This window comes from Paraburkholderia sp. NMBU_R16 (assembly GCF_013282575.1).
Taxonomy (GTDB): Bacteria; Pseudomonadota; Gammaproteobacteria; order Burkholderiales; family Burkholderiaceae; genus Trinickia.
The window spans coordinates 21644-44059 of sequence record NZ_JAAAYE010000006.1; the positions used below are offsets into that span (position 1 = coordinate 21644).

19 protein-coding genes and 2 pseudogenes are annotated in these 22416 nt (G+C 61.9%); 13 read left to right on the top strand and 8 right to left on the bottom strand.

What is annotated here, in order from left to right:
- Positions 1–41: 41 nt before the first annotated feature.
- The 3 genes from phnL (at position 42) to corA (ending at position 3045) form a co-directional block, all read left to right on the top strand.
- On the top strand, positions 42–794 hold the full coding sequence (gene phnL, locus GWC77_RS04310) for a phosphonate C-P lyase system protein PhnL (RefSeq protein WP_173255628.1): 753 nt from the start codon (positions 42–44) through the stop codon (positions 792–794).
- Between the two features lie 72 nt (positions 795–866).
- Positions 867–2000, top strand: a complete 1134-nt coding sequence (locus GWC77_RS04315) for an alpha-D-ribose 1-methylphosphonate 5-triphosphate diphosphatase (protein WP_173255629.1) — start codon at positions 867–869, stop codon at positions 1998–2000.
- Between the two features lie 67 nt (positions 2001–2067).
- A complete protein-coding gene (gene corA / locus GWC77_RS04320) occupies positions 2068–3045 on the top strand; it encodes a magnesium/cobalt transporter CorA (RefSeq protein WP_173255630.1) in 978 nt (325 codons plus the stop codon).
- 136 nt (positions 3046–3181) lie between these two features.
- On the opposite strand, the gene GWC77_RS04325 is transcribed toward corA, so the two are convergent.
- On the bottom strand, positions 3182–4060 hold the full coding sequence (locus GWC77_RS04325) for a hypothetical protein (RefSeq protein WP_173255631.1): 879 nt from the start codon (positions 4058–4060) through the stop codon (positions 3182–3184).
- Positions 4061–4469: 409 nt separating this feature from the next.
- Here GWC77_RS04325 and GWC77_RS04330 point away from each other — a divergent pair, with 409 nt between their 5' ends.
- On the top strand, positions 4470–4661 hold the full coding sequence (locus GWC77_RS04330) for a hypothetical protein (RefSeq protein WP_254366799.1): 192 nt from the start codon (positions 4470–4472) through the stop codon (positions 4659–4661).
- A 205-nt stretch (positions 4662–4866) separates the two neighbouring features.
- Here GWC77_RS04330 and GWC77_RS04335 read toward each other — a convergent pair whose 3' ends face one another.
- The 3 genes from GWC77_RS04335 to GWC77_RS04345 all read right to left on the bottom strand — a co-directional run bounded on the left by GWC77_RS04335 (position 4867) and on the right by GWC77_RS04345 (position 7240).
- Positions 4867–5664, bottom strand: coding sequence for a hypothetical protein (locus GWC77_RS04335; RefSeq protein WP_173255632.1), 798 nt, complete (start codon positions 5662–5664; stop codon positions 4867–4869).
- Between the two features lie 22 nt (positions 5665–5686).
- Complete coding sequence (locus tag GWC77_RS04340) at positions 5687–5905, bottom strand: hypothetical protein (RefSeq protein ID WP_173255633.1); 219 nt, start codon at positions 5903–5905, stop codon at positions 5687–5689.
- A gap of 69 nt (positions 5906–5974) precedes the next feature.
- Positions 5975–7240 carry an IS256 family transposase gene (locus GWC77_RS04345; protein ID WP_173255735.1) on the bottom strand — a complete coding sequence of 422 codons (1266 nt, stop codon included), beginning with the start codon at positions 7238–7240 and terminating at the stop codon, positions 5975–5977.
- A gap of 168 nt (positions 7241–7408) precedes the next feature.
- Between GWC77_RS04345 and GWC77_RS04350 the strand changes: the two are divergent.
- Positions 7409–7525, top strand: a pseudogene (locus tag GWC77_RS04350) (IS110 family transposase); the annotation flags it as partial.
- 304 nt (positions 7526–7829) lie between these two features.
- Positions 7830–8118 (top strand): annotated as a pseudogene (locus GWC77_RS04355) (IS3 family transposase); the annotation flags it as partial.
- A 71-nt stretch (positions 8119–8189) separates the two neighbouring features.
- On the opposite strand, the gene GWC77_RS04360 reads toward GWC77_RS04355, so the two are convergent.
- A complete protein-coding gene (locus GWC77_RS04360) occupies positions 8190–9266 on the bottom strand; it encodes a TIGR03118 family protein (RefSeq protein WP_173255736.1) in 1077 nt (358 codons plus the stop codon).
- A 384-nt stretch (positions 9267–9650) separates the two neighbouring features.
- On the opposite strand from GWC77_RS04360, the gene GWC77_RS04365 reads away from it, so the two are divergent.
- Positions 9651–11318 carry a glycoside hydrolase family 28 protein gene (locus tag GWC77_RS04365; RefSeq protein ID WP_217283163.1) on the top strand — a complete coding sequence of 556 codons (1668 nt, stop codon included), beginning with the start codon at positions 9651–9653 and terminating at the stop codon, positions 11316–11318.
- A 311-nt stretch (positions 11319–11629) separates the two neighbouring features.
- Here the strand turns inward: GWC77_RS04365 and GWC77_RS04370 are convergent, their stop codons facing one another.
- Positions 11630–12181 (bottom strand): CGNR zinc finger domain-containing protein, encoded by a 552-nt coding sequence (locus GWC77_RS04370; protein ID WP_254366800.1) that lies wholly within the window; start codon positions 12179–12181, stop codon positions 11630–11632.
- Positions 12182–12318: 137 nt separating this feature from the next.
- Between GWC77_RS04370 and GWC77_RS04375 the strand changes: the two genes are divergently transcribed.
- Complete coding sequence (locus GWC77_RS04375; protein ID WP_173255635.1) at positions 12319–13131, top strand: alpha/beta fold hydrolase; 813 nt, start codon at positions 12319–12321, stop codon at positions 13129–13131.
- Positions 13132–13340: 209 nt separating this feature from the next.
- Positions 13341–14027, top strand: coding sequence for an MgtC/SapB family protein (locus GWC77_RS04380; RefSeq protein ID WP_173255738.1), 687 nt, complete (start codon positions 13341–13343; stop codon positions 14025–14027).
- A gap of 27 nt (positions 14028–14054) precedes the next feature.
- On the opposite strand, the gene GWC77_RS04385 is transcribed toward GWC77_RS04380, so the two are convergent.
- Positions 14055–15290, bottom strand: coding sequence for an MFS transporter (locus GWC77_RS04385; RefSeq protein WP_173255636.1), 1236 nt, complete (start codon positions 15288–15290; stop codon positions 14055–14057).
- 196 nt (positions 15291–15486) lie between these two features.
- On the opposite strand from GWC77_RS04385, the gene GWC77_RS04390 reads away from it, so the two are divergent.
- Positions 15487–16371, top strand: a complete 885-nt coding sequence (locus GWC77_RS04390; protein ID WP_254366801.1) for a LysR family transcriptional regulator — start codon at positions 15487–15489, stop codon at positions 16369–16371.
- A gap of 72 nt (positions 16372–16443) precedes the next feature.
- On the opposite strand, the gene GWC77_RS04395 is transcribed toward GWC77_RS04390, so the two are convergent.
- Complete coding sequence (locus GWC77_RS04395) at positions 16444–16698, bottom strand: GlsB/YeaQ/YmgE family stress response membrane protein (RefSeq protein ID WP_173255638.1); 255 nt, start codon at positions 16696–16698, stop codon at positions 16444–16446.
- A 122-nt stretch (positions 16699–16820) separates the two neighbouring features.
- Between GWC77_RS04395 and GWC77_RS04400 the strand changes: the two genes are divergently transcribed.
- The 3 genes from GWC77_RS04400 (at position 16821) to GWC77_RS04410 (ending at position 22415) form a co-directional block, all read left to right on the top strand.
- Positions 16821–18062 carry an MFS transporter gene (locus GWC77_RS04400; protein WP_173255639.1) on the top strand — a complete coding sequence of 414 codons (1242 nt, stop codon included), beginning with the start codon at positions 16821–16823 and terminating at the stop codon, positions 18060–18062.
- A gap of 441 nt (positions 18063–18503) precedes the next feature.
- Positions 18504–19847: an RNA polymerase sigma factor gene (locus tag GWC77_RS04405; RefSeq protein WP_173255640.1), complete on the top strand. Its 1344-nt coding sequence runs from the start codon at positions 18504–18506 to the stop codon at positions 19845–19847.
- Positions 19848–19919: 72 nt separating this feature from the next.
- Complete coding sequence (locus GWC77_RS04410) at positions 19920–22415, top strand: penicillin-binding protein 1A (protein WP_173255641.1); 2496 nt, start codon at positions 19920–19922, stop codon at positions 22413–22415.
- Position 22416 lies beyond the last annotated feature (1 nt).

Consider the following 22416-nt stretch of genomic DNA (forward strand, 5'->3'; position numbering starts at 1 on the left):
CGCGCGCCGCATGGCGCGTTGAAACAAGAGGGGACGTTCGAATGAGCGATGAACGAATCGACTGCCGCTTTGAAGACGATGAAGCATTGATGCTGCGTGCGCGCGGTCTGGCCAAGACGTTCGTGCTGCACACGCAAGGCGGGCAGGTCATTCCGGCGCTGCGCGGCGTCGATCTCGAGCTGCGGCGCGGTGAGTGCGTCGCACTCGTCGGGCCCTCGGGCGCCGGAAAAAGCACGCTGCTGCGTTGCCTCTATGGAAACTATTTGGCAAGCGCCGGATCGATCGAGCTACGCGACGAAACTCTCGAGCGCCGGTACATCGTCCTGACTGGCGCGAGCCCTCACGAACTGCTGCGGGTTCGCCGGGATGTGGTCGGGTACGTGAGCCAGTTTCTTCGCGCGATTCCCCGCGTGCCGGCGCTCGAACTCGTCGCGGAGCCGCTGATTGCGCGCGGTGTCGACGGCGATGAAGCGAGGCAGCGTGCGAAACTATGGCTCGCCCGCCTGGGCATCCCGGCGCGGCTCTGGAACCTGGCTCCGGCGACGTTTTCGGGAGGCGAGCAGCAACGTGTGAACATCGCACGCGGCCTCGTTGCCGAGCACCCGGTGTTGCTGCTCGATGAGCCCACCGCATCGCTCGACGCATCGAACCGCGCAGTCGTTGCCGAGGTCGTCGCTGAAGCACGCCGGCGCGGCGCCGCGATCGTCGGTATCTTCCACGACGAGGCCACGCGCGCGCAAGTCTGCACGCGGCAGCTCGAGTTGGAGCCTCTGCCGGTGCTCGCTGCCGCCTGACGCGCATTGGGGCGGCCGGCAGTCGACCAGCGGTGCGAACGAACGCCGCGTATAGCGGATACGGAGCAACCTATGTTGATCAGGAATGCGCGGATCGTTACGCGCGACGAGGAATTCATCGGCGTGGTGCGGGTCGAGAATGGCCTCGTGAGGGATGTTGCGGCCGGTACGACGAGCGTGCCCGGGGCGGACGATTGGCGGGGGGACTATTTGCTGCCTGGCTTCGTCGAGCTGCACACCGACAATCTCGAGAAGCATCTCGCGCCGCGTCCGGGCGTCACGTGGAACGTCGATGCGGCGTTCGTCATCCACGACGCACAGATCGCCGCCGCTGGCATCACGACGGTGTTCGATTCGCTCGCAATCGGTTCACGTACCGATGCAGGGCTACGCGGTAGCCAGATCCATCGCGATGCGGTATCCGCGCTCGATCGTCTTGCGGCGCACGATTTCCTGCGGGCGCAGCACTACCTGCATTTGCGCTGCGAGGTCGGTACCGAAGACGTCGTCGATCTTTTCGAAGAATTCGGCAGTCATCCGCTCGTCGAACTCGCTTCGGTGATGGACCACACACCGGGTCAGCGGCAGTGGAGCGATCCGGTGAAGTGGCGTCAGTACCAGGAGCGCAATGGGAAGTGGAGCGATGAAAAGGCTCAAGCTGCGTTGATCGAACTGTCCGATCTACAGGCGCGCTACGCGCAAGCGCATCGACGTCGTATCGTCGATCGCTGCAAGGTGCTCGGCATCTCGATGGCGAGCCATGACGACACGCTCGTCGAACACGTGGAAGAGGCCGTGCGCGACGGTATCGCGATCGCGGAGTTTCCGACGACGATGGCGGCCGCCCGGACGGCGCGCCGGCACGGTCAGGTCACGGTAATGGGAGCGCCCAATATCGTGCGCGGCGGATCGCACTCGGGCAACGTGTCGGCGCTCGAGCTTGCGAACGAGGGTCTGCTCGATATCCTGTCGTCCGATTACGTTCCGTCGAGCCTCATGGTGGCGGCGTTTCAACTGGTGCGAGAGGCGGGGTGGTCGCTCCCCCGTGCGATCGCCACCGTATCGAGCGAACCCGCCAACGCCGTTGGGCTCGACGATAGAGGAGCGATCGGTATCGGACTGCGGGCCGATATGGTGCGCGTGGGCTTGAGCGATGCTTTTCCCGTACCGCGTGCGACCTACGTGCGTGGGGTGCGAGTCGCGTAGGGTGGACACAGCGGGCCACCGATGAGGTACGCTTGCGGAAGTTCGAATCAGCCCGCCGGTGCCCCCCATGTTGATCAATTGCGTCGTCTATCAAGACGGCAAAAAGCTCGCCGACATCCACGTCGATGACATCAGCGTCTATCTCGCCAAACCTGAGTGCTTCGTTTGGGTCGCATTGAAGGACCCGGACGCCGGCGAACTCGATGTCATGAAACATGAGTTCGGTTTGCACGAGCTTGCGCTCGAGGACGTGCGCCATGGACATCAGCGTCCGAAGATCGAAGAGTATGGCGACTCGCTGTTCGCCGTGCTGCATACGATCGAAACCGGTGACGACAACGAACTGCTGGTTGGCGAGGTCGATGTATTCGTCGGACCGAACTATGTGCTTTCCGTGCGCAACCGGACGCGTCTCGGCTTCCAGGATGTCCGTACGCGTTGCGAGCACGAGCCGCATTTGCTGAAGGAGGGCTCGGCCTTCGTGCTGTATGCGCTCATCGACAATATCGTCGATCGTTATTTTCCGGTGCTCGAGGCATTGGGTGCGAAGCTCGAGGAGATCGAAGACCGGATCTTCGAAAAGCACAGTCTCGCGGCATCGCGCGCGATCATCGAAGATCTGTATTTGCTCAAGCGCAAACTGGTCACGTTACATCACCACATCGCCCCGTTGCTGGAAAGCGTCAGCAAGCTGTCGGGCGGCCGCATTCCGCGCATTTGCCTCGGAATGAGCACATATTTTCGCGACGTTTCCGATCATTTGGAGCGGATCATCAGGACGATTGAAGGGCGGCGCGAAATGATCGTGACCGCAATCCAGGTCAACCTCGGCATCATCTCGCTGGCCGAGAACGAGGTAACGAAACGGCTCGGTGCGTTTGCGGCGCTGTTCGCCGTACCGACGATGATCGCGGGAATCTACGGAATGAATTTCCAGAGCATTCCCGAGTTGCACTATGCGTACGGGTATCCGATTTGTCTCGCCGCAATGCTCGGGATCGACATTTTCCTGTGGTGGCGGTTCAAGGCCGCGGGGTGGCTGTGACTTACCAGCCGTAAAACCGCGGCCACGTTTGAACCGTGCCGTCCGGACCAATGGCCTGATAGGCGGGAATGCGGCGCCCCTGTCGCGCACGCACGGCGCCACCGGCCATTGGCGCGCCTCAGTGGAAGCGATTCGCTCATTGATCCACATGCCGACGATAGCTGACCTGCCCATCGTCCTCAATCTCTGCCGAGAGATATTGGGAGTATTTGGTAAATCCCCCAACGGAGGCCGGCCCCGATCCGTAGGGCACGTCCATACCCCGCAGCATGGCTTCCATTGCTTCTCGCTGTTGCATGCCAGCCTGCGAAGTGCTGTCGCCACCAGCCACATACGCACTGACCTCGTAGCCTTCCGAACGCAGCGAGTTGATCTGCGCGGCAACCTGCAACCCAGGCTTCCGCACGCCGGGCAGCAAATGGTATACAGACGCGGAAGAGGAGGTGACACTGCCATCAGAACCCCGGCGTATCCCCCCGACGGCGACGCCGGTGCATAGATCCAACCCGGTCGTCCTCAGCGATCGACCGCGCTCGGTGATGGTCTGCGATTCAACACGCTGGGAAGAGAAGTCGACTCGATTGGAAGATGACGAAGCGCGTTGGGTTATCGTCGGCGCCGGCCGTAGACCCGACGTGCGTCGGCTCAACTCTTCACGATGCGAGCCCAGCCCGAGGTTCTCCCCCGGCGCATGCGACGTGCGGCGGCTCGTCCCCGAGTAGCTCGACCCTCCCGAGCGGGCAGATCCCTCGCTCCTGTCGCTGAGCACCGACGCGCTCGATGCCGTATTGCGCCCCGTCGCCGGGCGGTTCGACGGCGCCGCCGCGCCGCTGCGATTGCTCTGGCGCGAGGATGATCCGAATGTCCACGACGATAGATTGTCGATGAGGCTCGAAATGCCGCTGCGCCGGCTCGAGGGCGCTCGTTCCTGGTTGCGCGGGTTCGACGGTGAGCTCGGCGAACTCGAAGTGGCTTCGCTCCATTCGCTGCCGCTGCCGCGGCCGATTCGGCTCATTGCTTCTACTCCTGTTGCAAACGCGGCGGGCTGCCGCGCAATGGGGAACTTGGCGTTTCTGAATACGCGATTGGATTTTTGATCACGCGCGTCGGCGTGGCGGCGTCCCAACGCGAAAAAATGGCGAAAAATGTGTGGGGCAGGAGATCGGCAAGTCGATGAATTCAATCGGCGGCCCGATCCCGGAGCAGCGGCGGCTCGTTGGTCGCCCCAAAATTGGGCGTCGCGGACACCGCCGTCATCCATGCGTCAGCTATTTAACATAATCCTAATTATCAACTTTTCGGGTGTTAGAACCAAGTAGATGGAATGGTCGCGTCCCGCCTCAACGGGCCGTCCAGCGCCGCAGGCTCGCATCCAGAGCATGCGACATTGCTGGTTCGGCAGTCCAGCCGCCAAGGAGAACCAGATGGAACCCACGACCATTGCCATCGACCTGGCCAAACGCGTTTTCCAGATTCATTACGTCGAACCCGAGACCGGCGCGATCCATAGCAAGGCGCTCAAACGTGCTCAGCTTGTGCCGTTCTTCGTCAACCGGCCTGCTAGCCGCGTCGTTATGGAAGCCTGCGGCAGCGCGCATCACTGGGCTCGGAGCTAACGTCAAGAGTGGTGTATGGGCAGCATCATGACAGTCAATTTCAAGCGGCGAGTTTCTGCTGAACCGGCCGATCGTCGTGCACCGGTTCGCCGTCCTTGAAGGTAATGCCGTCAAGTGACAGCTCGATCTTTTCGGGCCGCCCATTCTCAAGCAAGCCGGTGAGCGACTTGCCGGCGGCCTTGTCAGTAGCGCTTGCGAGGGCGCCCTAACGTGGGGTATAGGGCGGCATGACGCCGCGCGCGGCGTCTCGGATCAGATGATCGGCGTCGCCAAACACTGCCAAGACCTGCAGCTCGCGCAATCGCCCGGACCTTACGAACGAGCACATTCTGGCGAATCTCGGCGTACCAACGGCATCGCGGATACCGCGCATGATATCGTCGTCATGAATCTTAAGAAAGCCGGTGAGCGCCTCGCCGGTGGCCTTCTCACTAGCGCTTGCCAGGGCGCTATAGACTTGCAGGGCCTGGTGGATTGTTTGTTCACCGTTGCCCGATGCAGCGAATTCCACGATATCGTCATCGGAAAAGCCCACGGCTCTGAGCGTTGACAGATATTTGTTGTCATAGAGTTCAGCGAGCGCCGCAGCGCCCCCTTCGCTGCCGACGATCCGTGCGATGCCATCAGCGGAAAATCCTTCTGCCGCAAGGCCCTGAATCGCCGTCGCGGATGCCTCAGGAAACCGGGCTTGCAGGGCGCTGGCTTGCGCGGCCACCGCTTGACCGGCGTGCTGGACGGCAGGTGCGCTGAATTTGGCAGTGGCGGCTCGGCTGCCCGACGACGGACTGCTGTCGAGACGAGCGGGGGGACGGGCGAGGCCCCCTAACGCGCCACGCAATTGACGCTCTTGCGGACGCACCTGCGATGCGTCGGCGTGCCCCGGGCTCTGAACGTCCGGCCGCACATCGGCCGTGACCGGGGACATATTCGGCAAACGCGAAATGTGCTCATTTCGTTGCTCCGTTGCTTGATTGTTGTACACGGTTAGCTGTAACGCGGCCAAGCAGCATGCAAGTCAAATTATGCTAAGCAATGGCCATTGCTGTGGTGGTGCCGTCGTCGAATTCATGCCGCTTACTGTCATGGCGCCAGATCAACTCGAAGATGCCTGAGATGTCCTCGTGGCCGAACCCCGCTTCAGCGCGTCTGCGAAACAGCTCCAGCAGGGGATCGAGCAGATCTGCGGCGACGCCCTGCTGGCAGTGAGGATTTATCGATGGCGGTGGCCTGAACTCAGTGGGCACATCCAGCTCAATAACATTAATCCATTTTTGAGTCGAAACACTGGCGAAGAATTGAATAGCAGAGCGACGTCAAGCGGCGAATTTCTGCTGACCCGGTTGATCGTCTTGCACCGGCTCGCCGTCCTGGAAAGCAATGCCCTCCAGCAACAGCTGGATCTGTTCGGGGCCGTTGATCCGGCGCCAAGTTTTTTCCGCTTCCTCGATTAGCTTGAATGCCAGACCGAGGAAGGTCGGTCGCGACACGCAGTTGCGCGTACGCGTAGTACGGTAGCGCACCGTCGCGAACGTCGACTCGATCGCGTTTGTTGTGCGCAGGTGCTGCCAGTGTTCGGCCGGGAAGTCGTAGAAAGCCAGCAGGCTCTCCCGATCCTTCTTCAACGTTTCCGTGGCCTTCGGATATTTCGCTGCGTAGACCGTCACGAAACGATCAAACGCCGCATACGCGTCGGCTCGCGTGGCGGCCATCCAGACGGCCTGCAGATCGGCTTTGGCTTTGCCCTGCTGTGACTTCGGCAGCGCGTTCAGGATGTTGCCCATCTTGTGGAACCAGCAGCGCTGGCCGCGCGTCGTGGGAAACACTTCTTCCAACGCGGCCCAGAAGCCCATGGCGCCATCGCTGACTGCCAAGAGCGGACCTGCCTGCAAGCCACGCGCTTTCAGATCGAGCAGCAATTCCTGCCAGGATGCCTTCGATTCGCGATAACCGTCACCGATTGCGACTCGTTCCTTGCGCCCATCGGGCCTCATGCCGATGATTACCAGCAGGCACTGGCCGTCTGAGTTCTCGCTGCGCAGCCCGGTGTGAATGCCGTCGACCCACCAATAGACGTACCGCGACTTCGACAGGTCACGCCGGCTCCAACTGGCGTGCTCATCGGCCCATTGCGCCTTCAGACGGCTCACCACATTGGCCGACAAGCCTTTGGCGTCCTCACCCAGCAGCACGCTCAGCGCTTCGCTCATGTCGCCCGTCGAGATGCCTTTTAGATAAAGCCACGGCAGCGCGGCACTCACGCGCGGCGACTTCCGCACATACGGCGGCACAATCGAGGAATTGAACTTCACACCGGATCCTGATCGATCCCGAACCTTGGGGACCTTTACTGGAATCGGCCCGGCTGCCGTCAACGCGTCTCGCTCCGGCAGATAGCCGTTGCGTACCACGGCGCGTTGTCCATGCAAGGTCTTGACGTTCTCGAATCGCTCCAGCAACGCCGACTGCTCCGCTTCGATTGCCTGCTGAATCACTTGCCGCGCTCCGTGTCGCACCAATTCGTCCAGGCCCAGACCGACTTCCGATAGACCGACAACTGCTTTTTCCGAAAACTTGCTCATTGTGGATGGTTTGTTGTTTGCTGGTTTCCGACTTCGACAATCAGATTCTCGGCTGAAACCTCCGCCGCCTTCAATCTCCCGCCTCAACTCCCCCGTACACCAGTTCCGACTTTAGCTCAGCGATCGGTAATCTCCAGTTCAAAGCACTTGCCGGAGCGTTTGCGCCAGATGCTGGCCCGACGACCAACGAACGTCGTTGCTGTTGCGCTTGCAAACAAGATGGCACGGACAATCTGGGCACTGCTTGCGTATGGCCGAACGTATGAGCCAGCGCCGTCACAATGATCGCGCTTCAAAGCCAGTAATTCCATTCACGGTTGCACAGGTGTATTGAACGATGGCAAGACAGGTTGGACCGCGCAAAGGCAACCCTGAGACATTACTCGGACCTTGAGTCCGCCTTTTAGATTAGGACCTTTGCGGCGAAATCCATCGGGGCCGGCGGGCATGTCCCGCGATCGAGTCCGGATATAAGTCCGCAACCACCCTCCTCGCCACACACAATCACCTTGCAAATGGGAGGCGACCATATAAGTAATGTCCGCTTCCGAGGGTGCGGACGAAAAGTTGGACTACCTGGAGGTAGTTCATGTACTCGTACGAAGACCGCGTTCGAGCGGTTCAGCTTTACATCAAATACGGTAGGAGCGCAGCGGCGACCATTCGCGAGCTGGGATATCCTTCGCGCAAGAACTTGGCGCGATGGTACCGTGCGTTCATCGAGGTGGGCGGTTCGGCAACGTCTTGTCAGCAATGCTCCGAAGGTGCCATTGTCCCCGGTGTTGAAGCAGGAAGCGGCCATTGAGCTATGCACCAGAAACGGCGGTGCGCGCGTGCTCGCCGAGAAGATAGGCGTAAGCAGGCCAACGCTATACAACTGATAAAAAGCAGACGCCGGTTTTGGTCGTAGCTTTCGTAATCAAGGCGCGTTGGTCGCTGCTTTTTAACCCTATCGGCCAATATCGATGCGGCCATACACCCCATCCGCTTCATCATTCGGGCCGGCAGCGAAAAACAAAGTGTTGGTCGGCTGATCGTTGAGCCCGTTGCCGAATGCAATACCCCACAACCCCGGTTCGACAATCGCTGTACCGTCCGCATGCCGCAGGGTCCCGATCGACATACCTGTGTTGGGGTCGAAGGCGTGGATCGTTCCATCGCCGAAATTTCCGATCAAAAGAGCATTATTGAACGGGCCGAAGTCGCGGGGCGAGAGCGCCATGCCCCAAGGCGCATTCAGCGGACCACCGGTCGCGAAACGCTGAATGAACTGTCCGGAAGTACTGAATACGTCGATCACGCCCAGGCCAGCTCCAGGCACATCGTCATGCTTGGCCCCATCCTGCATCGCATAGGCGACGAATATTTTCGAGTCGATTGCCTGAATGCCGAAAGGCGCGAAACCAGCGGGTAGCGTCGAGTCCTGAAACGCGCCCGGAAGCGCAACTTTCGTGAACGTATCGTCGAATACATCGATCTTGTTGTTGTGGAAATCGGCCGCGAAGAGGAAGGTCGCGCCGTTGCTGCTCGCCATCGCAAGTCCCTTGTAGACCGCGCTGCCGCCACTATCGAATACCGTCACGGCCGCCGTCGGGTTGACGGTGGGTGACCATGCGGTAAGGGTGCCGCCCTCTCCCGCGAAGATGAAAACTGCTGGCCCGGATTTTCCATTCTGGCTCACCAGGAAACCCGCCGTGCCGTTGAACACGATGCCAGTCGGATTGGCATCGCCGCTCGACCCCGCTGGGATCGACACGACAAGCGATTGCGCCACGCCGTTACCGTCATAGAGTGTCGCCTTCTGCGTGCCGTTATCCGCTACCCAGACGAAACCTTTTGGATTGAAGGCGATACCCCATGGATTTTTTAGATTGGCGTCGATGTGGGCAGCCGGAATGTTTCCGTCGGAGACGAGCGCGGTCACGTGGAAATGCTGACCGTGCGATGAGCCGCCTCCGCACGCTACGAGGCCAGCTACTATCACTGCTCCCAATGCGACGATCCCCGCCGTATGGACGTGTTTCATGATTGCGCTCCTGCGGATCGCGCGTGTGTCCGAGATGCCTTTAAACGAATCCGCCCTCGCGTTTATTCCTTCGGTGCGCGGTTGGCGCCGTTGCGCTCGGCATTGGCGGAGCAAGACGGCGACAGCGCTTTGTAGAGCGCACGTTGCGGTGGTTATTTCCAGTGGTCGCGCGACATATAGTTCGCCATCGGCGGCAATTTTTCGTCCGGCTCGGACCATTCGAGGCCACGCAAAACGTAGAGTCGGACGCCCAGATCGGCGTTGTGCAAATACCGCTCATCACCAACCCGACCGACGAGACACTATGCCGAAACCGATAAGCAGCTCGCGTTCTGCCTCGTTTTGCCTTGGACACACAGATCCGCTGACAGCCCGGGAAACAACTTGAACACCACTCGTGCATCACACGCCGTTATCGGCATTGCGGCGCTCGTTACCGCCTTTTCGTGCTACGCGCACACTTCCAAGAAACACCACAAAACGTCGTCCGATGCGTCGACGCCCGTCACCTACCCGTCGCCGACTGGCTCGGAGCCAGCCGTCGCGACCCAATGGGGCGCCGTCAGCGAACCAGCATTGCCGGCGACGGTCTGCGGAGCGCCGTTGCAGGCAAAACTGACGCCCGTCGGCGGATCCATCGACACGCTCGACGCCGACCCCGCCAATTCCCAACCGGATGCCGCCCGCATCCAGGCGGCGATCGATGCTTGTCCGGCCGGCCAAGCGGTCAAGTTGACGGCGGGCTACTCCGGCGAGTCGGGCTTTCTCAGCGGCCCGCTCCGGCTCAAGTCCGGCGTGACACTGTGGATCGACCAGGGTGTCACGCTCTTCGCTTCGCGCAACCCGGCCAACTATGACAACGGCGTGGGAACGTGCGGTACGGCAACGGCTTCCAAAACCAAGTCGTGCAATCCGTTGATACTCGCGAGCGACACGGCAGGTAGCGGGATCGTCGGGAGGGGCGTGATCGATGGTCGCGGCGGTAGCCTGCTGACCAGCGGGCCGAACGCGGGCAAGCGCAGTTGGTGGGACGTCGCGTATCAGAACAAGACGATGGGCCTCAATCAGCAGAACCCTCGGCTCGTTCAGGTTTCGAAGGGTTCGGCCTTCACGCTGCACGACATCACGCTCGAAAACTCGCCGAACTTTCACGTGGTACTCGATAGCGTCGCCGGCGTCACTGCTTGGGGCATCAAGATTCTCTCGCCGAGCCTTGAATACACGAAAGCGCGTTACGCGTGCCCGAGCGGCACGACGCCCGATGCGCACACGCCCGCGACTTGCTTTACGCCCGACACCGTCAAGAACACCGATGGTTTCGATCCCGGTCAATCGAGCAATGTCCTGCTCGCTTATTCCTACATCAGTACGGGCGACGATGACGTTGCGGTCAAGGCGAGCAAGGCACCGGCCAGCAATAATCTGACCTTCGCCCACAACCATTTTTATTATGGGCACGGCATGTCGATCGGCAGCGAAACGAACTCGGGCGTCCGTAACGTCGCCGTCACGGACTTGACGATGGACGGCTACGACAGCCCCAACGGAAACGGCCTGCGCATCAAGTCGGATTCCTCGCGCGGCGGCATGGTGAGCAATGTTCGTTATGAGCAGGTCTGCATGCGCAATGTTCGCCAACCGCTCGTGTTCGACCCGTACTACAGTTCGGCCAAAGGCTCCCTGTATCCGAGCTTCACCGGCATCGTCATCAGGGGGTTCCGCGATCTGGGCAGCGCTTCGCAGAGCAGCCAGGTGACCTTTTCGGGGTATGCCACGAACGGCGTCGTGAAGCCGCTGGAGATCACGCTCGACAATGTGGTGTTCGACGGTACGCAACCGGCTCTTGCGACAGGGCATAACGGCGGCCCGTCCGTATTGCCGGCCTATACCCATTTCACGCTGGGACCGGGCCCGGTCAGCTTTGCCAACTCGATCGTGACATCGACAGCTGCCGACGTGACCGTATCGGGCTCGCCCGGCAATGCGGCTCCTGTCGATTGCAGCGGTGCATTCATTCCATTGAAGTCGGTGCTGCCCGATTCGCCGATCTGATTTCACGTTTCGCCCAGCCGGCTACTCGTCGGCCGGTCTGTTCCAATAACCCGGTTACGTCATCAGTCAACATTGCATGGAGGCATCACATCCCCACCGGGAGGAGCCGTGAATGAAATGTCTGGCGAGCTCGGCGAGGCGGCGATTGCGGCCCGGCTCCATGAGCGCCCAGGCCGCCGTGGCCGCAGCCGTATCGAGCGCCGCTTGGCGGGCGTGCTCGAAGACGCGCTGCGCCTCGCGTGCGCGCGGGCGACGAGCGCCCCCCCTTACAGCGTGCCGACGACTCAGTGTTTGACCGCCTGCCTCGCGACTCACCGCTCGCGGAACGCCTCGGCCTTCGCGCGATTGCCGCAGGTCCGCATATCGCACCAACGCCGCCCGGCGCCGCGGCCACGATTGACGAAGAACCAGGTGCAGCGGCCACACTGCCGTACCCGACCCAAGTCTTCACTGCGCATCAGGTGCTCGAAAGCGAGCGCAACTGCATCGATCCAGCGCCATGCCGTCTGCACGTCGGGCCGCCATACGAATCGGCCGTCGAAAGACGTGAACGTGCTGCGACCGATCGCGTCCTGGATCGCCGCGACGAGCCGATCCAAGGCTCGCCCATCGCCAATCCCGCTCGTCACATGGACGATCGCCGCGTACGCGTCTTCACGGAAACGATGGAGCGCTGTCAGTTGCTCCGTACCCTCCCATTCCGGATGCTGACGGAAAAGCGTCAAGTCAGCCGGCGCGAGTAGCCCTGCAGCGGCAGCCCAAGTGTGCACGTCGTGCCACTGCTCCAGCTTCTCTTCGATGCGCGTCTTGCCCTTGTCGGCCACCGTATTGAGGAAATCCAACGCAGGGTGACCACCGACCAAGTCGGCGTCGCTCCATCGATTCCCTTGAGGCGAACGTTGACTCGAAGTAACCATTAATTTCGATTTGAAGGTTGCGCCTGTATCAGACGACGAGCAACCTATTATACGTCAATAACAGGTTACTGACAGGTGAAACGATGCTCGAACTCACAAACCGCTTCAACTTCGAAGGCCATCGGATCGCGTGGGGCAAGCTAGGCGACGGCCCGCCCCTTGTGCTCGTACACGGCACGCCGTTCTCGTCGCAGGTCTGGCGCCGGATCGCACCGTGGCTCGCTCTCAGGCGCCGCGTTTTCTTCTACGATTTGCTCGGGTACGGCCAATCCGACATGCCGGACGCGGACGTCTCGCTGGGCATGCAGAACAGGCTGTTCGGCGCGATGCTGCGCGAATGGGGCATCGAGCGCCCGCAGGTGCTTGCACACGATTACGGCGGCGCGACAGTGCTGCGTGCGCATTTCCTCGATGGCATCGACTACGCCGAGCTGACGCTCGTGAACCCTGTCGGGATCACGCCGCAAGGTTCCCCATTCGTGCAGCATGTCGCGCAGTATCAAGCGGCATTCACTGGGCTGCCGCCCTATGCGCATCGCGCCCTCGTATCGGCATATATCGGCAATGCGACTGCACGCCCGCTGAGCGAGGAAGCGTTGGCGATCCATCGGTCGCCGTGGCTTGCGGCGTCCGGCCAGGCCGCGTTCTATCGGCAGATCGCGCAGATGGATCAGCGCTATGTCGCCGAGGCCGAGGCGCGGTATGTTCCGCCGGATTTCCCAGTCCGTATCGTCTGGGGTGAGAGCGATGCCTGGATCCCGCTCGAACAGGGGCAGGCGCTCGCGGACCGAATCGCACAGGGCATGCTGATCAAGGTGCCGGGTGCCGGGCATCTCGTCCAGGAGGATGCGCCCGAAGCGATCGTCTGCGCAGTGCTCGGCGGAGCCGGCCGTTGAACGTCACCTGTTTGCGCTTCGTCACGCGCTTTCCTAGTCGTTTGCGCCGCCATTACGTCTTGGAGGTTTTAGCATTCGGGCACCGCTACTCGCGAAATCATCCACGCATGATCCATAATCCCCCTATGACCGGTTCTATCGCCCGCGGCAGGGGGCAAGGACAGAGATGTTCATTCGGTTTTCGAGCGAATGCGAAACAGTCTATTGACATGCAACACACGATAAGCAACTTCGATCTATTAGGCCGACTCGTTTTGGCAGCGCTACTCGGCAGCGCCATTGGCTTCGAGCGAGAAAGGCTGAACTGGGCCGCCGGATTGCGCACACACATGCTCGTGTGCGTGGGCTCGTCGTTGATCATGTTGGTCTCGGCGTTCGGATTCGCCGATGTGCTGGGCGAAGAGAACGTCGTACTCGATCCGTCACGGATCGCCGCCCAGGTCGTATCAGGCATTGGTTTCCTCGGCGCCGGTTCGATTCTTCTGCGCGGGGAGATCGTGCGTGGACTGACAACGGCCGCAAGCCTGTGGTCCGTGGCAGGCGTCGGCTTGGCGGTCGGTGGTGGAATGTACACCGCCGCTATCGGCGCCACGATCATCATCCTGGTCATTCTTGCCGGGGTGAAACCGCTCGAACGTCGTTTCATTTCGGTCAAGCAACAGCGCAACATCCACATGCTGGTCGAGCGCGGCAGCGTGTCGCTCGATAGCGTTCACGATGCCCTCGGCACGGGTAGCGTCCGAGTCAAGCAGTTCATCGTCCAGCAGTCCGAAGACGATCCCGAACTCGACGACGTGCAGATCGGACTGTCCCGCACCGCGGATAGCGACTTCGCCGCTATCTGTGCACGACTGGCGGCAATGTCCGGCGTTCGCGAATGCCGAAACGCCGGATGACGGCCCTCTCGGGCCACGGATCACCGCTCAGCGCGGCCACATCCGTACCGCGAGCGCGGCCATCGACGACACCACCGCAAGCGCGATCACACCGGCCCAGCCCCATTGCGCCAGCGCCAAGCTACCGATGCCCGCCCCCGCCGCCATGCCAATGAACATTCCGACGAACAGCACCGCATTCAAACGGCTGCGCGACGCAGGATCGATGCCGTAGACGATCGTCTGATGCGCAATCAACGTCGCCTGGACACCGAGGTCGAAGCCGACCGTCGCAAGCGCAAGCACGACGAGGTGCGTATGAGGCGCCATCGTGAGACCGATTGCCATCGCCGCGAACGAAAGCGTCGCAATAGCAATACCGATGCGCGTGACTAACTCCGGCCCGCGGCGATCGGCCAAGCGCCCGGCAATGGGTGCGGCCAATGCGCCGGCCGCACCGGCAAGACCAAATCCGCCCGCTACCGAGCTGCCGAGGTGAAACGGCGCGCCGTGCAGCATGACAGCCAGCGTCGACCAGAACGCGCTGAAGCCCACTGAAAGCAGCCCTTGCGCGAACGCGGCGCGACGCAACGCGCGGTGATGCCACCACAGATGCGCGAGCGAGCCGATCAAGGCGCGATACGACAGATGCGTCGTCGGCTTGAACGACGGCAGCCCCCGCCAGGCAGCCGCGCCGATCGCTGCGACGCTTGCTGCCGCAGCGAAGAACATTGCCCGCCAGCTCGCATGCTCGGCGACAAAACCGCTCACCACGCGCGACAGCAAAATGCCGAGCAACAATCCCGTCATCACCGTTCCGACGACCTTGCCGCGACTCGCGTCGGGCGCAAGCGTGGCCGCCGCAGGCACGATGTCTTGGACCATCGTCGCCGATAAGCCGATCGCAAAACTGGCTGCCAGCAAGTATCCGATCGACGGGGAAACCGCCGCTAGCAACAAAGCGCCGACGAGCGCTGTGGCCTTGACGAGAATCACGCGGCGCCGATCGAACCGGTCGCCGAGTGGCGCAAGCAGCAAGATGCCGAGCGCGTAGCCAAGCTGCGTCAGCATCGGCACCATTCCAACGACGCGTGTGGACGCGCCGAGATGAGTCTCGAGTATGCCGAGCATCGGCTGGCTGTAATAAAGCGTGGCAACGCCAAGCCCGGCGGCAGCCGCGAGCAGTAACACCAGGCGAGGACTGAGCGCAGCTGTCGAGGCTTGCGTCCGCGCGGTTTGCGATAAAGCCGGGGACGCTACATGCAGGGTCTGTGGAGTGGACATCGTCGGATCCTTATTCGCGTGTCGAAGCAATGGACGCGAGTGTGACGTTCCTGTCATCGCCCTGGTAGTACCGCAGCACGAAGATTTGTTATACGCTGCGCGTATGACAACAAAACCTCGCCCTTTCACGGCCCCAGGCGCCCGCTCGCGCACTTCGGAAGGTTTCGCCGACAGTGCAAGTCAGCGTTTCGAGCTCATGGAAACGTTCGTGCGTATAGTCGAGGCCGGCAGCTTGTCGGCTGCCGCGGCGCAAATGCGAACGACACAGCCCACGATCAGCCGCCGCTTGCAGGCGCTCGAACGGTCGCTCGGCGTGAGACTGCTGCAGCGCACGACGCACGCCATGCGGCTGACGGTCGACGGCGAACGGTGCTTCAAGCGCGCCAAGGCGTTGCTGGCGAGTTGGGCATCGTTCGAGGCCGACGTACGCGGAGCGCAAGAGGAGCCAGAGGGATTGCTGCGAGTGGCGGTGCCGCATGCATTCGGTCAACACAGATTGGTCGAACCGCTGGCGACGTATTTGAACGATCACCCGCGCGTATCGGTCGAGTGGTTGCTGCGCGACGACGTGCGGGATTTCATCGCCAACGGCATCGATTGCGCGATCCAGGTGGGCGAGCCCAGCGATCCGGCCGTGGTGGCAGTCCGGCTGTCGAACGTCTCGAGGATCGTGGCGGCTTCGCCGTCGTTGCTCGAATACGGCGGGGTGCCCGAAGAACCGGAACAACTGATGTCTCTACCGTGGCTCGCGTTGCGGACGTATTACCGAACCGAGTTGACGCTGACACATGAAGAAACGGGCGAGACGCGCCGCATCTCGATCAATCCGCGCATGAGCACGGATAACTTGTACGCGCTTCGCAGCGCGGCACTGCTCGGCATCGGTGCATGCGCGAGTTCGGCTTGGCTGCTTGCAGACGATCTCGCCGCGCAGCGCCTCATCCACCTCGCGCCAAAGTGGCAGGCCGCGGCACTCCCCGTTTACATCATCTATCCGCACGCACAGTTTTATCCATCCCGGTTGCTGCGGTTTGTCGCGCTGATGCGTGAGGCCGTCCCGCTTGCGATAGGCGGGCTATAGCGGATTCAGGCAATCCGCGCACCGACGGCCACGACAATTGCCGGCCGTCGGCCACGCCCGTCGAGGCCGGATCTACGCCCGACGGATCAGTTTCCAAAGTACGAGCAGCACGACCGCGCCGGCCGTCGCCGTTATGATCGATGCGATGAACCCACCGCCAATGTGAATGCCCAGCACCCCCGCGAGCCAGCCGCCTGCGAACGCGCCGATGATACCGACGACGATATCGCCCAGTAGCCCGAAGCCTCCGCCGCCCACGATCAAGCCTGCCAGCCAGCCTGCGATGGCGCCGATCACGAGCCAAACGATAATTCCATGTGCTGCCATTTACATTCTCCTTTTGTCGTCACCGTGGCACTCCCCGGTATGCCCTCGCTGTGTCGGGCGATGTAGGGTAGCGGCTTGAAACGAAGAAATCTGTCAAAAATTGTTAGCACCGCAGGAGCCAGATGAAAGCAACCGACACCCCCGATACGGCGCGAAACCGCACCGGCACGCGCAGCATCGCCCTGGCGGCGAGCCTCGCTTTGATCGCCTTCTCGCTTCGCACGCCGATTACGAGCGTGGGCCCGATCCTGCTGGAAGCGGTTCGCGCAACAGGGCTGACGACCACCGGCGCGAGCTTGCTGACTACCCTTCCATCGCTCTGCTTCGGGTTGTTCGGACCGATTGCGCCGATGCTGTCTCGTCGTATGGGCAGCGAACGGGCGTTGCTTCTACTGCTGACGCTGCTTGCCGCGGGCACGGCATTGCGGGCGATACCGTCCTGGCAGCTTTTGTATCTCGGTCAAGTGGTGGCCTGTTTTTCGATCGGCTTGATGAACGTGCTGCTTCCCGGCGTCGTCAAGCGCGACTTTCCGCATCACGTCGCGCTCATGACCGGGTTCTACAGTGCCGCAATGTGCGCGGGCGCAGCGACCGCCGCGGCAGTCACGGCACCAGCCGCAAACGCGATCGGGCAGCTATTCGGCAACGCGAGCGGCAATGCGTGGGCATGGGCGTTGGCGATGTGGGCCCTGCCCGCTGTTTTCGCGATACTCATGTGGAGCGCTCAACTCCCTCCCGCCGGCACGCGCATCGAAAGGACTTCACGAGTCGTGCGAGGTTTATGGCGAGACCCGCTCGCCTGGCGGGTCACGCTGTTCATGGGCTCGCAATCGTCATTGGCGTACATCGTATTCGGCTGGCTTCCGACCGTTTTGCGCATGCGGGGCATGAGCGCGGTCGATGCGGGGCTCATGCTTTCGCTCAGCGTGATGGCTCAGGCTGCAGCTTCGCTGCTGCTGCCATTTCTGATCGCGCGGCTACCGGACCAGCGCTGGGTGAACGTCGGCGCATTGTTGCTGACCGGGCTGAGCCTCGTGGGTTGTTTCTTCGCGCCGATCTCGACGATGTGGGGCTGGGCAGTGTTGCTCGGCATCGCGCAGGGAGGCGCCTTCACACTCGCCCTCACGGCCATCGGGTTGCGCTCGGGCGATTCGCATGTTGCCGCTCAGCTCTCGAGTATGGCGCAAGGCGTCGGCTATCTGATCGCGTCGAGCGGCCCGTTCATCGCAGGTTCGCTCCTGCATGCAACGGGCTCGCTCTACAGTCTCGCAGCCTTGTGCGCCGCCGTCTGTTCCGTATCGGCGGGATTCGGTTATGCCGCGGGCCGGCGCGTGCACGTCCGAACCGGAGCATCGCCGCACTGACAGTCTCGAAACCGCTGTCCGCCGAAAAATCGAGTCCGCGCGCGAATGCCTGAACGCGCGCGTGCGACATTGCATTCGCCGCAAGCTGTGTCATCGATTCGTCACATAGCCGCCCACTCGCGCATCGGTACATTTTCCCCTTGTCTCAATATTTGACCGCGATAGAGGGAATCTTCCCGGTTTCAGTGTGGATGACGCAACAATACGGAAATCCCTACGGCACCAATTCTTACTATTTCTCGCAAAGCGCCGTATCGTTTAACGACCGCTGCCCGATGTCTCCCGGTCTGACTCGAATCTGTCGGCGAAACGCCAAATGGGGCATTGCGGCCACTGTCCGCGAATTCAATTCAATCAATCGCATATCAAACAATCCACTGATCTACATCTTTTGAGTTGTTGAATACCCTGAACCATTGCATCGCAAAACGAGAACGAGTCATGATGAGTTGTACTGACGAACCCCACCTGTTCTGGTTCAGTCCGCGCGCACACGCCGCACCTGCCAACGTTCAAGCGTATGGAGCCGTTGCGCTTGCATCGCCGTGCGAGCTCAACAACAGCGAGCCTGCCGTCGTTCTCCTCGATTGCCGTGAGGCCGATGCAGCAATCGAGCTGGCGAAGATGCGGGTCGAGACCGGCCCCAAACCTTATCTCATTCCCGTCGTGCGCCAGCTCACGCCGGAGAGTGTCGTTTCTCTCGTCGCGCACGGCGCCAACGATGCAGTCACTGAACGGGACATCGAACACCCCGAAGGCATCATTCGGGACGCGAAAGGGCATGCTGGCTTGATTGATCTCGCACTCGACGCGCGCGCCGGGTTCGCTCAGATGCAGGCTCACGCGAATGCCATGGGTTCGCCCGTCTTCATGAAGGACGCCAATGGCACCTATATCGGCTGCAACGATCGATTCGAGAATTTTCTCGGCTTCGGACGCGAGGCCATTCAGGGCAAGACTGTGTATGACGTCGCGCCGTCGGAGCTTGCACTGACCTACCATCGTGCCGATTTGGACCTCGTGTCCTCGGGTGGGCTCCAAAGCTATGCCACCGGCGTGCGGCACGCCAGCGGCAAGATTCGCATGGTCCGCTTTTTCAAAAGCGCGATTCGCGACGGCGCCGGCCGCATCGCCGGCATCGTCGGCGCCATGCACGATATTGCCGATGTGCGCGGCCTGCGCGATACGCATGCCGAGTTTCAATCGGTCGCCCGCGAAATCAACGCCGAACTCGGCGGCGCACACGGGACCGCTCCGGCAATCGACCCCGACGCGCCCCTCGTCGAGCGCATCGCGCAACGCAACGCGGCTGCGCTCGCGCAGCTTTACAGGATTTATCACCGCCGTTTGACGCGTTTTCTCAATCGCATGAGCTGGAACGAGCAGTTGATCGAGGAGGTGATCAACGACACGTTCCTGGTTGTCTGGAACAAGGCTGCGCAATTCCGCTATGACTGCGCCGCGTCGACCTGGATCATGAGTATCGCGTACCGCTGCGCGCTGAGCGCATTGCGCCGGGAGCGTCACACCCGGCTGCTCGTACCGCTCGACGATTCGTACGCACTGATGCACTACTGGCACGACTACGAATCGAGCGATCTCATTTCCAAAGCACTCAACCTGCTGCCGGACGAACAGCGCCTGGTCATGTCGCTCGCTTATGTGCTAGGCCACTCCATGACGGAGATCGCCGACATCATCGATAGGCCGCCAGCCACCGTCAAAGCAATCCTGCACCGCGCCCGAAACAGTTTGCGGCGTGCGATGTCGACCCTCGGTCACTAACCGGGCGGCGATGCTCTGCTCCTCTTTTGGTACGATCGCGGCTTTCGTTCTCGTTTTGCCGCGTACCGATAGATGATCGAGTCCGTCCAGCACTTGTTTCTCTCAGCGCGCAAACTGGCGCTTGCCGGATGCGCACGCCTGCGGCGCCCCACGCGGCGGGGCATCGCGCTCGCGCTCGCGGCGGTCCCCGTGCTGTTTGTGCTCTACGTATTGGCGCTGATCCCGTTCACTCCCGGTATTGGCGATATCCGCAAGGCACGCGTCGACCGACCCGCGCAGATTCTTTCCTCCGACGGAAAGCTGCTGGCCGAATTCAAGCCGTCGAATCGCGAATGGGTCAAGCTGGCCGATATCTCACCGCGCGTCATCGATGCGCTGATCTCCACCGAGGACCATCGCTTCTACGAGCATCACGGTATCGATTGGCGGCGCACGATCGGTGCGGCGCTCCATACGTTCTCGGGCGACCGCCAAGGCGGCTCTACGATCACCCAACAGCTCGCCCGCAATCTCTATCCCGATGAAATCGGACGTGCGCCAACGCTCACGCGCAAGCTCAAGGAAGCGATTACCGCGCTGAAGATCGAGGCTGTCTACCGCAAGAACGAGATTCTCGAAACGTACCTCAATACGGTGCCATTCCTCTATAACGCGTACGGAATAGAAATGGCCGCGCGCACGTATTTCGACACGTCGGCCGCCGAACTCGACGCGCGCCAGGCCGCGACGCTCGTCGGAATGCTCAAAGGCAATGCCTACTACAATCCGAGGCTCAACCCCGCGCGAGCGCTGCAGCGGCGCAATACGGTGCTTGCTCAGATGGTCAAATACGGGCGGCTCAAGCCGGCCCAGTACGCGTCGCTGCAAGCGCGTCCGCTGGGCATCGATTTCGAGCGGCAGACCGAGCCGCCCGGACCCGCGCCTCACTTCGCGCAGCAGTTGCGCAAATGGCTGATCGTTTGGGCCGATCGCAACGACTACAACATCTATGCGGATGGCTTGGTCGTGCACACGACGATCGACGCCAGACTGCAGACGATGGCAACGCAGGCAGTCGCATGGCAGACGAGTCAGTTGCAGAGCATAGCGAACCGCGCCTGGTCGGGAAGAGACGGCTGCTCCGCGGCCAGTCCGACTTTCGTCGCGTTCATGCGCGAGACCGATCTATACCGCGCCGCCCGCGCGGCGGGCCAAAGCGAGCCGGATACCGTAAAGCAACTGGCGCGCGACCCATCCTTCACGCGCGCCCTCTGCACTGCGAAGACCGACATTCAGGCGGGTTTTCTCGCGATCGACCCGCGTACCGGGCAAATCCGCGCGTGGGTGGGTAGCCGCGACTTCTCGCACGAGCCGTTCGATCACGTTCAACAAGCGCGGCGGCAACCTGGCTCGACGTTCAAACCGTTCGTCTACGGCGCCGCCTTTGCGGCCGGCGCGAAAGCCGACGACAAGCTCGTCGACCAACCCGTCGCAATCGCGCTCAAAGGCGGGGAAATCTGGCGCCCTGCCGACGAAACACCCGCGAATGGCGACGCGTTCACGCTCCGACGAGCGCTCGCCCTTTCGCGCAACCGGATCACCGCGCAGGTGATCGAACGCATCGGCCCCGCAAAGGTCGCCCGGCTGGCCCGCGCGATGGGCGTGCGCGAGAGTCCACTCGAAGAGGTGCCCTCGCTCGCGCTCGGCACCAGTCCCGTGACGCTGAAAGAAATGGTTGCGGCCTATGGCACCATCGCCGACGACGGCGTGTACCGCGCACCGCAGATGGTCACGCGAATCGACGATGCGAACGGTAACGTGCTCGCCGAATTCGCTCCGGCACAAGCCGAGCGTGCGCTTGCCCCGGATGTCGATCGTACGCTCGTCGATGCAATGCGAGATGTCGTGAACTACGGCACCGGTTCATCGATTCGCAGCCGCTTCGGCATTCGCGCTGACGTTGCCGGTAAGACGGGCACGACGCAAGACGGCGCGGATGGATGGTTCATTCTCATGCATCCGGAATTGGTCGCGGGCGCGTGGGTAGGGTTCGACGACGGGCGCGTCACCCTGCGCAGCGATTATTGGGCGCAAGGCGCGCATACGGCATTACCGATCGTCGGCGAATTCTTTCAGCGGGCGTTGCGTGCGCGAATCGTCGATGCGCGCGTGCGATTCGATACGGCAGCGGAGCCTTCTGCGTTCGAACAATTCCGCTCGCGCTTGAGCGAACGGCTGCAAGGATGGCGCGAGGCGCTCTTCGGCGGCGCACCGCGGCAACGAGCCGCAACCGGCGCGGTTCGGACTCCCGAGGCTTCGCGGCCGCCGTCCGCCAGTGCGACCGAAGAGGCGAGCGCTGCAACGAACGGCAACGAATCCGCCAGCGCCGCGGCGCTGGATACTATCGAGACGCCGGCACAGCCGGCTGCGGCTGCCGCTGCGTCGGCGCCGGCGAGTACGTCGCAAGCAGCGTCCGCGCCGCCCTTCCCCGCGGTGCCCGATGCGGGCGGCGCGGCGTCGGAACCGGCGCAAACGGTGCCGTCCGAACCGGCGGATATGGAGCGTGAAAGCGGCCCTCAACAGCAGTGAT

What these genes read in the sequence shown, in the direction of transcription:
- GWC77_RS04385 (WP_173255636.1), bottom strand. Translation starts at nt 15,290, where the DNA reads ATGTCCACTCCACAGACCCTGCATGTAGCGTCCCCGGCTTTATCGCAA.
- GWC77_RS04410 (WP_173255641.1), top strand. Translation starts at nt 19,920, where the DNA reads ATGATCGAGTCCGTCCAGCACTTGTTTCTCTCAGCGCGCAAACTGGCG.
- GWC77_RS04315 (WP_173255629.1), top strand. Translation starts at nt 867, where the DNA reads ATGTTGATCAGGAATGCGCGGATCGTTACGCGCGACGAGGAATTCATC.
- GWC77_RS04395 (WP_173255638.1), bottom strand. Translation starts at nt 16,698, where the DNA reads ATGGCAGCACATGGAATTATCGTTTGGCTCGTGATCGGCGCCATCGCA.
- GWC77_RS04390 (WP_254366801.1), top strand. Translation starts at nt 15,487, where the DNA reads ATGGAAACGTTCGTGCGTATAGTCGAGGCCGGCAGCTTGTCGGCTGCC.
- GWC77_RS04380 (WP_173255738.1), top strand. Translation starts at nt 13,341, where the DNA reads ATGCAACACACGATAAGCAACTTCGATCTATTAGGCCGACTCGTTTTG.
- GWC77_RS04400 (WP_173255639.1), top strand. Translation starts at nt 16,821, where the DNA reads ATGAAAGCAACCGACACCCCCGATACGGCGCGAAACCGCACCGGCACG.
- corA (WP_173255630.1), top strand. Translation starts at nt 2,068, where the DNA reads ATGTTGATCAATTGCGTCGTCTATCAAGACGGCAAAAAGCTCGCCGAC.
- GWC77_RS04345 (WP_173255735.1), bottom strand. Translation starts at nt 7,240, where the DNA reads ATGAGCAAGTTTTCGGAAAAAGCAGTTGTCGGTCTATCGGAAGTCGGT.
- GWC77_RS04330 (WP_254366799.1), top strand. Translation starts at nt 4,470, where the DNA reads ATGGAACCCACGACCATTGCCATCGACCTGGCCAAACGCGTTTTCCAG.
- GWC77_RS04325 (WP_173255631.1), bottom strand. Translation starts at nt 4,060, where the DNA reads ATGAGCCGAATCGGCCGCGGCAGCGGCAGCGAATGGAGCGAAGCCACT.
- GWC77_RS04405 (WP_173255640.1), top strand. Translation starts at nt 18,504, where the DNA reads ATGATGAGTTGTACTGACGAACCCCACCTGTTCTGGTTCAGTCCGCGC.
- GWC77_RS04375 (WP_173255635.1), top strand. Translation starts at nt 12,319, where the DNA reads ATGCTCGAACTCACAAACCGCTTCAACTTCGAAGGCCATCGGATCGCG.
- GWC77_RS04360 (WP_173255736.1), bottom strand. Translation starts at nt 9,266, where the DNA reads ATGAAACACGTCCATACGGCGGGGATCGTCGCATTGGGAGCAGTGATA.
- phnL (WP_173255628.1), top strand. Translation starts at nt 42, where the DNA reads ATGAGCGATGAACGAATCGACTGCCGCTTTGAAGACGATGAAGCATTG.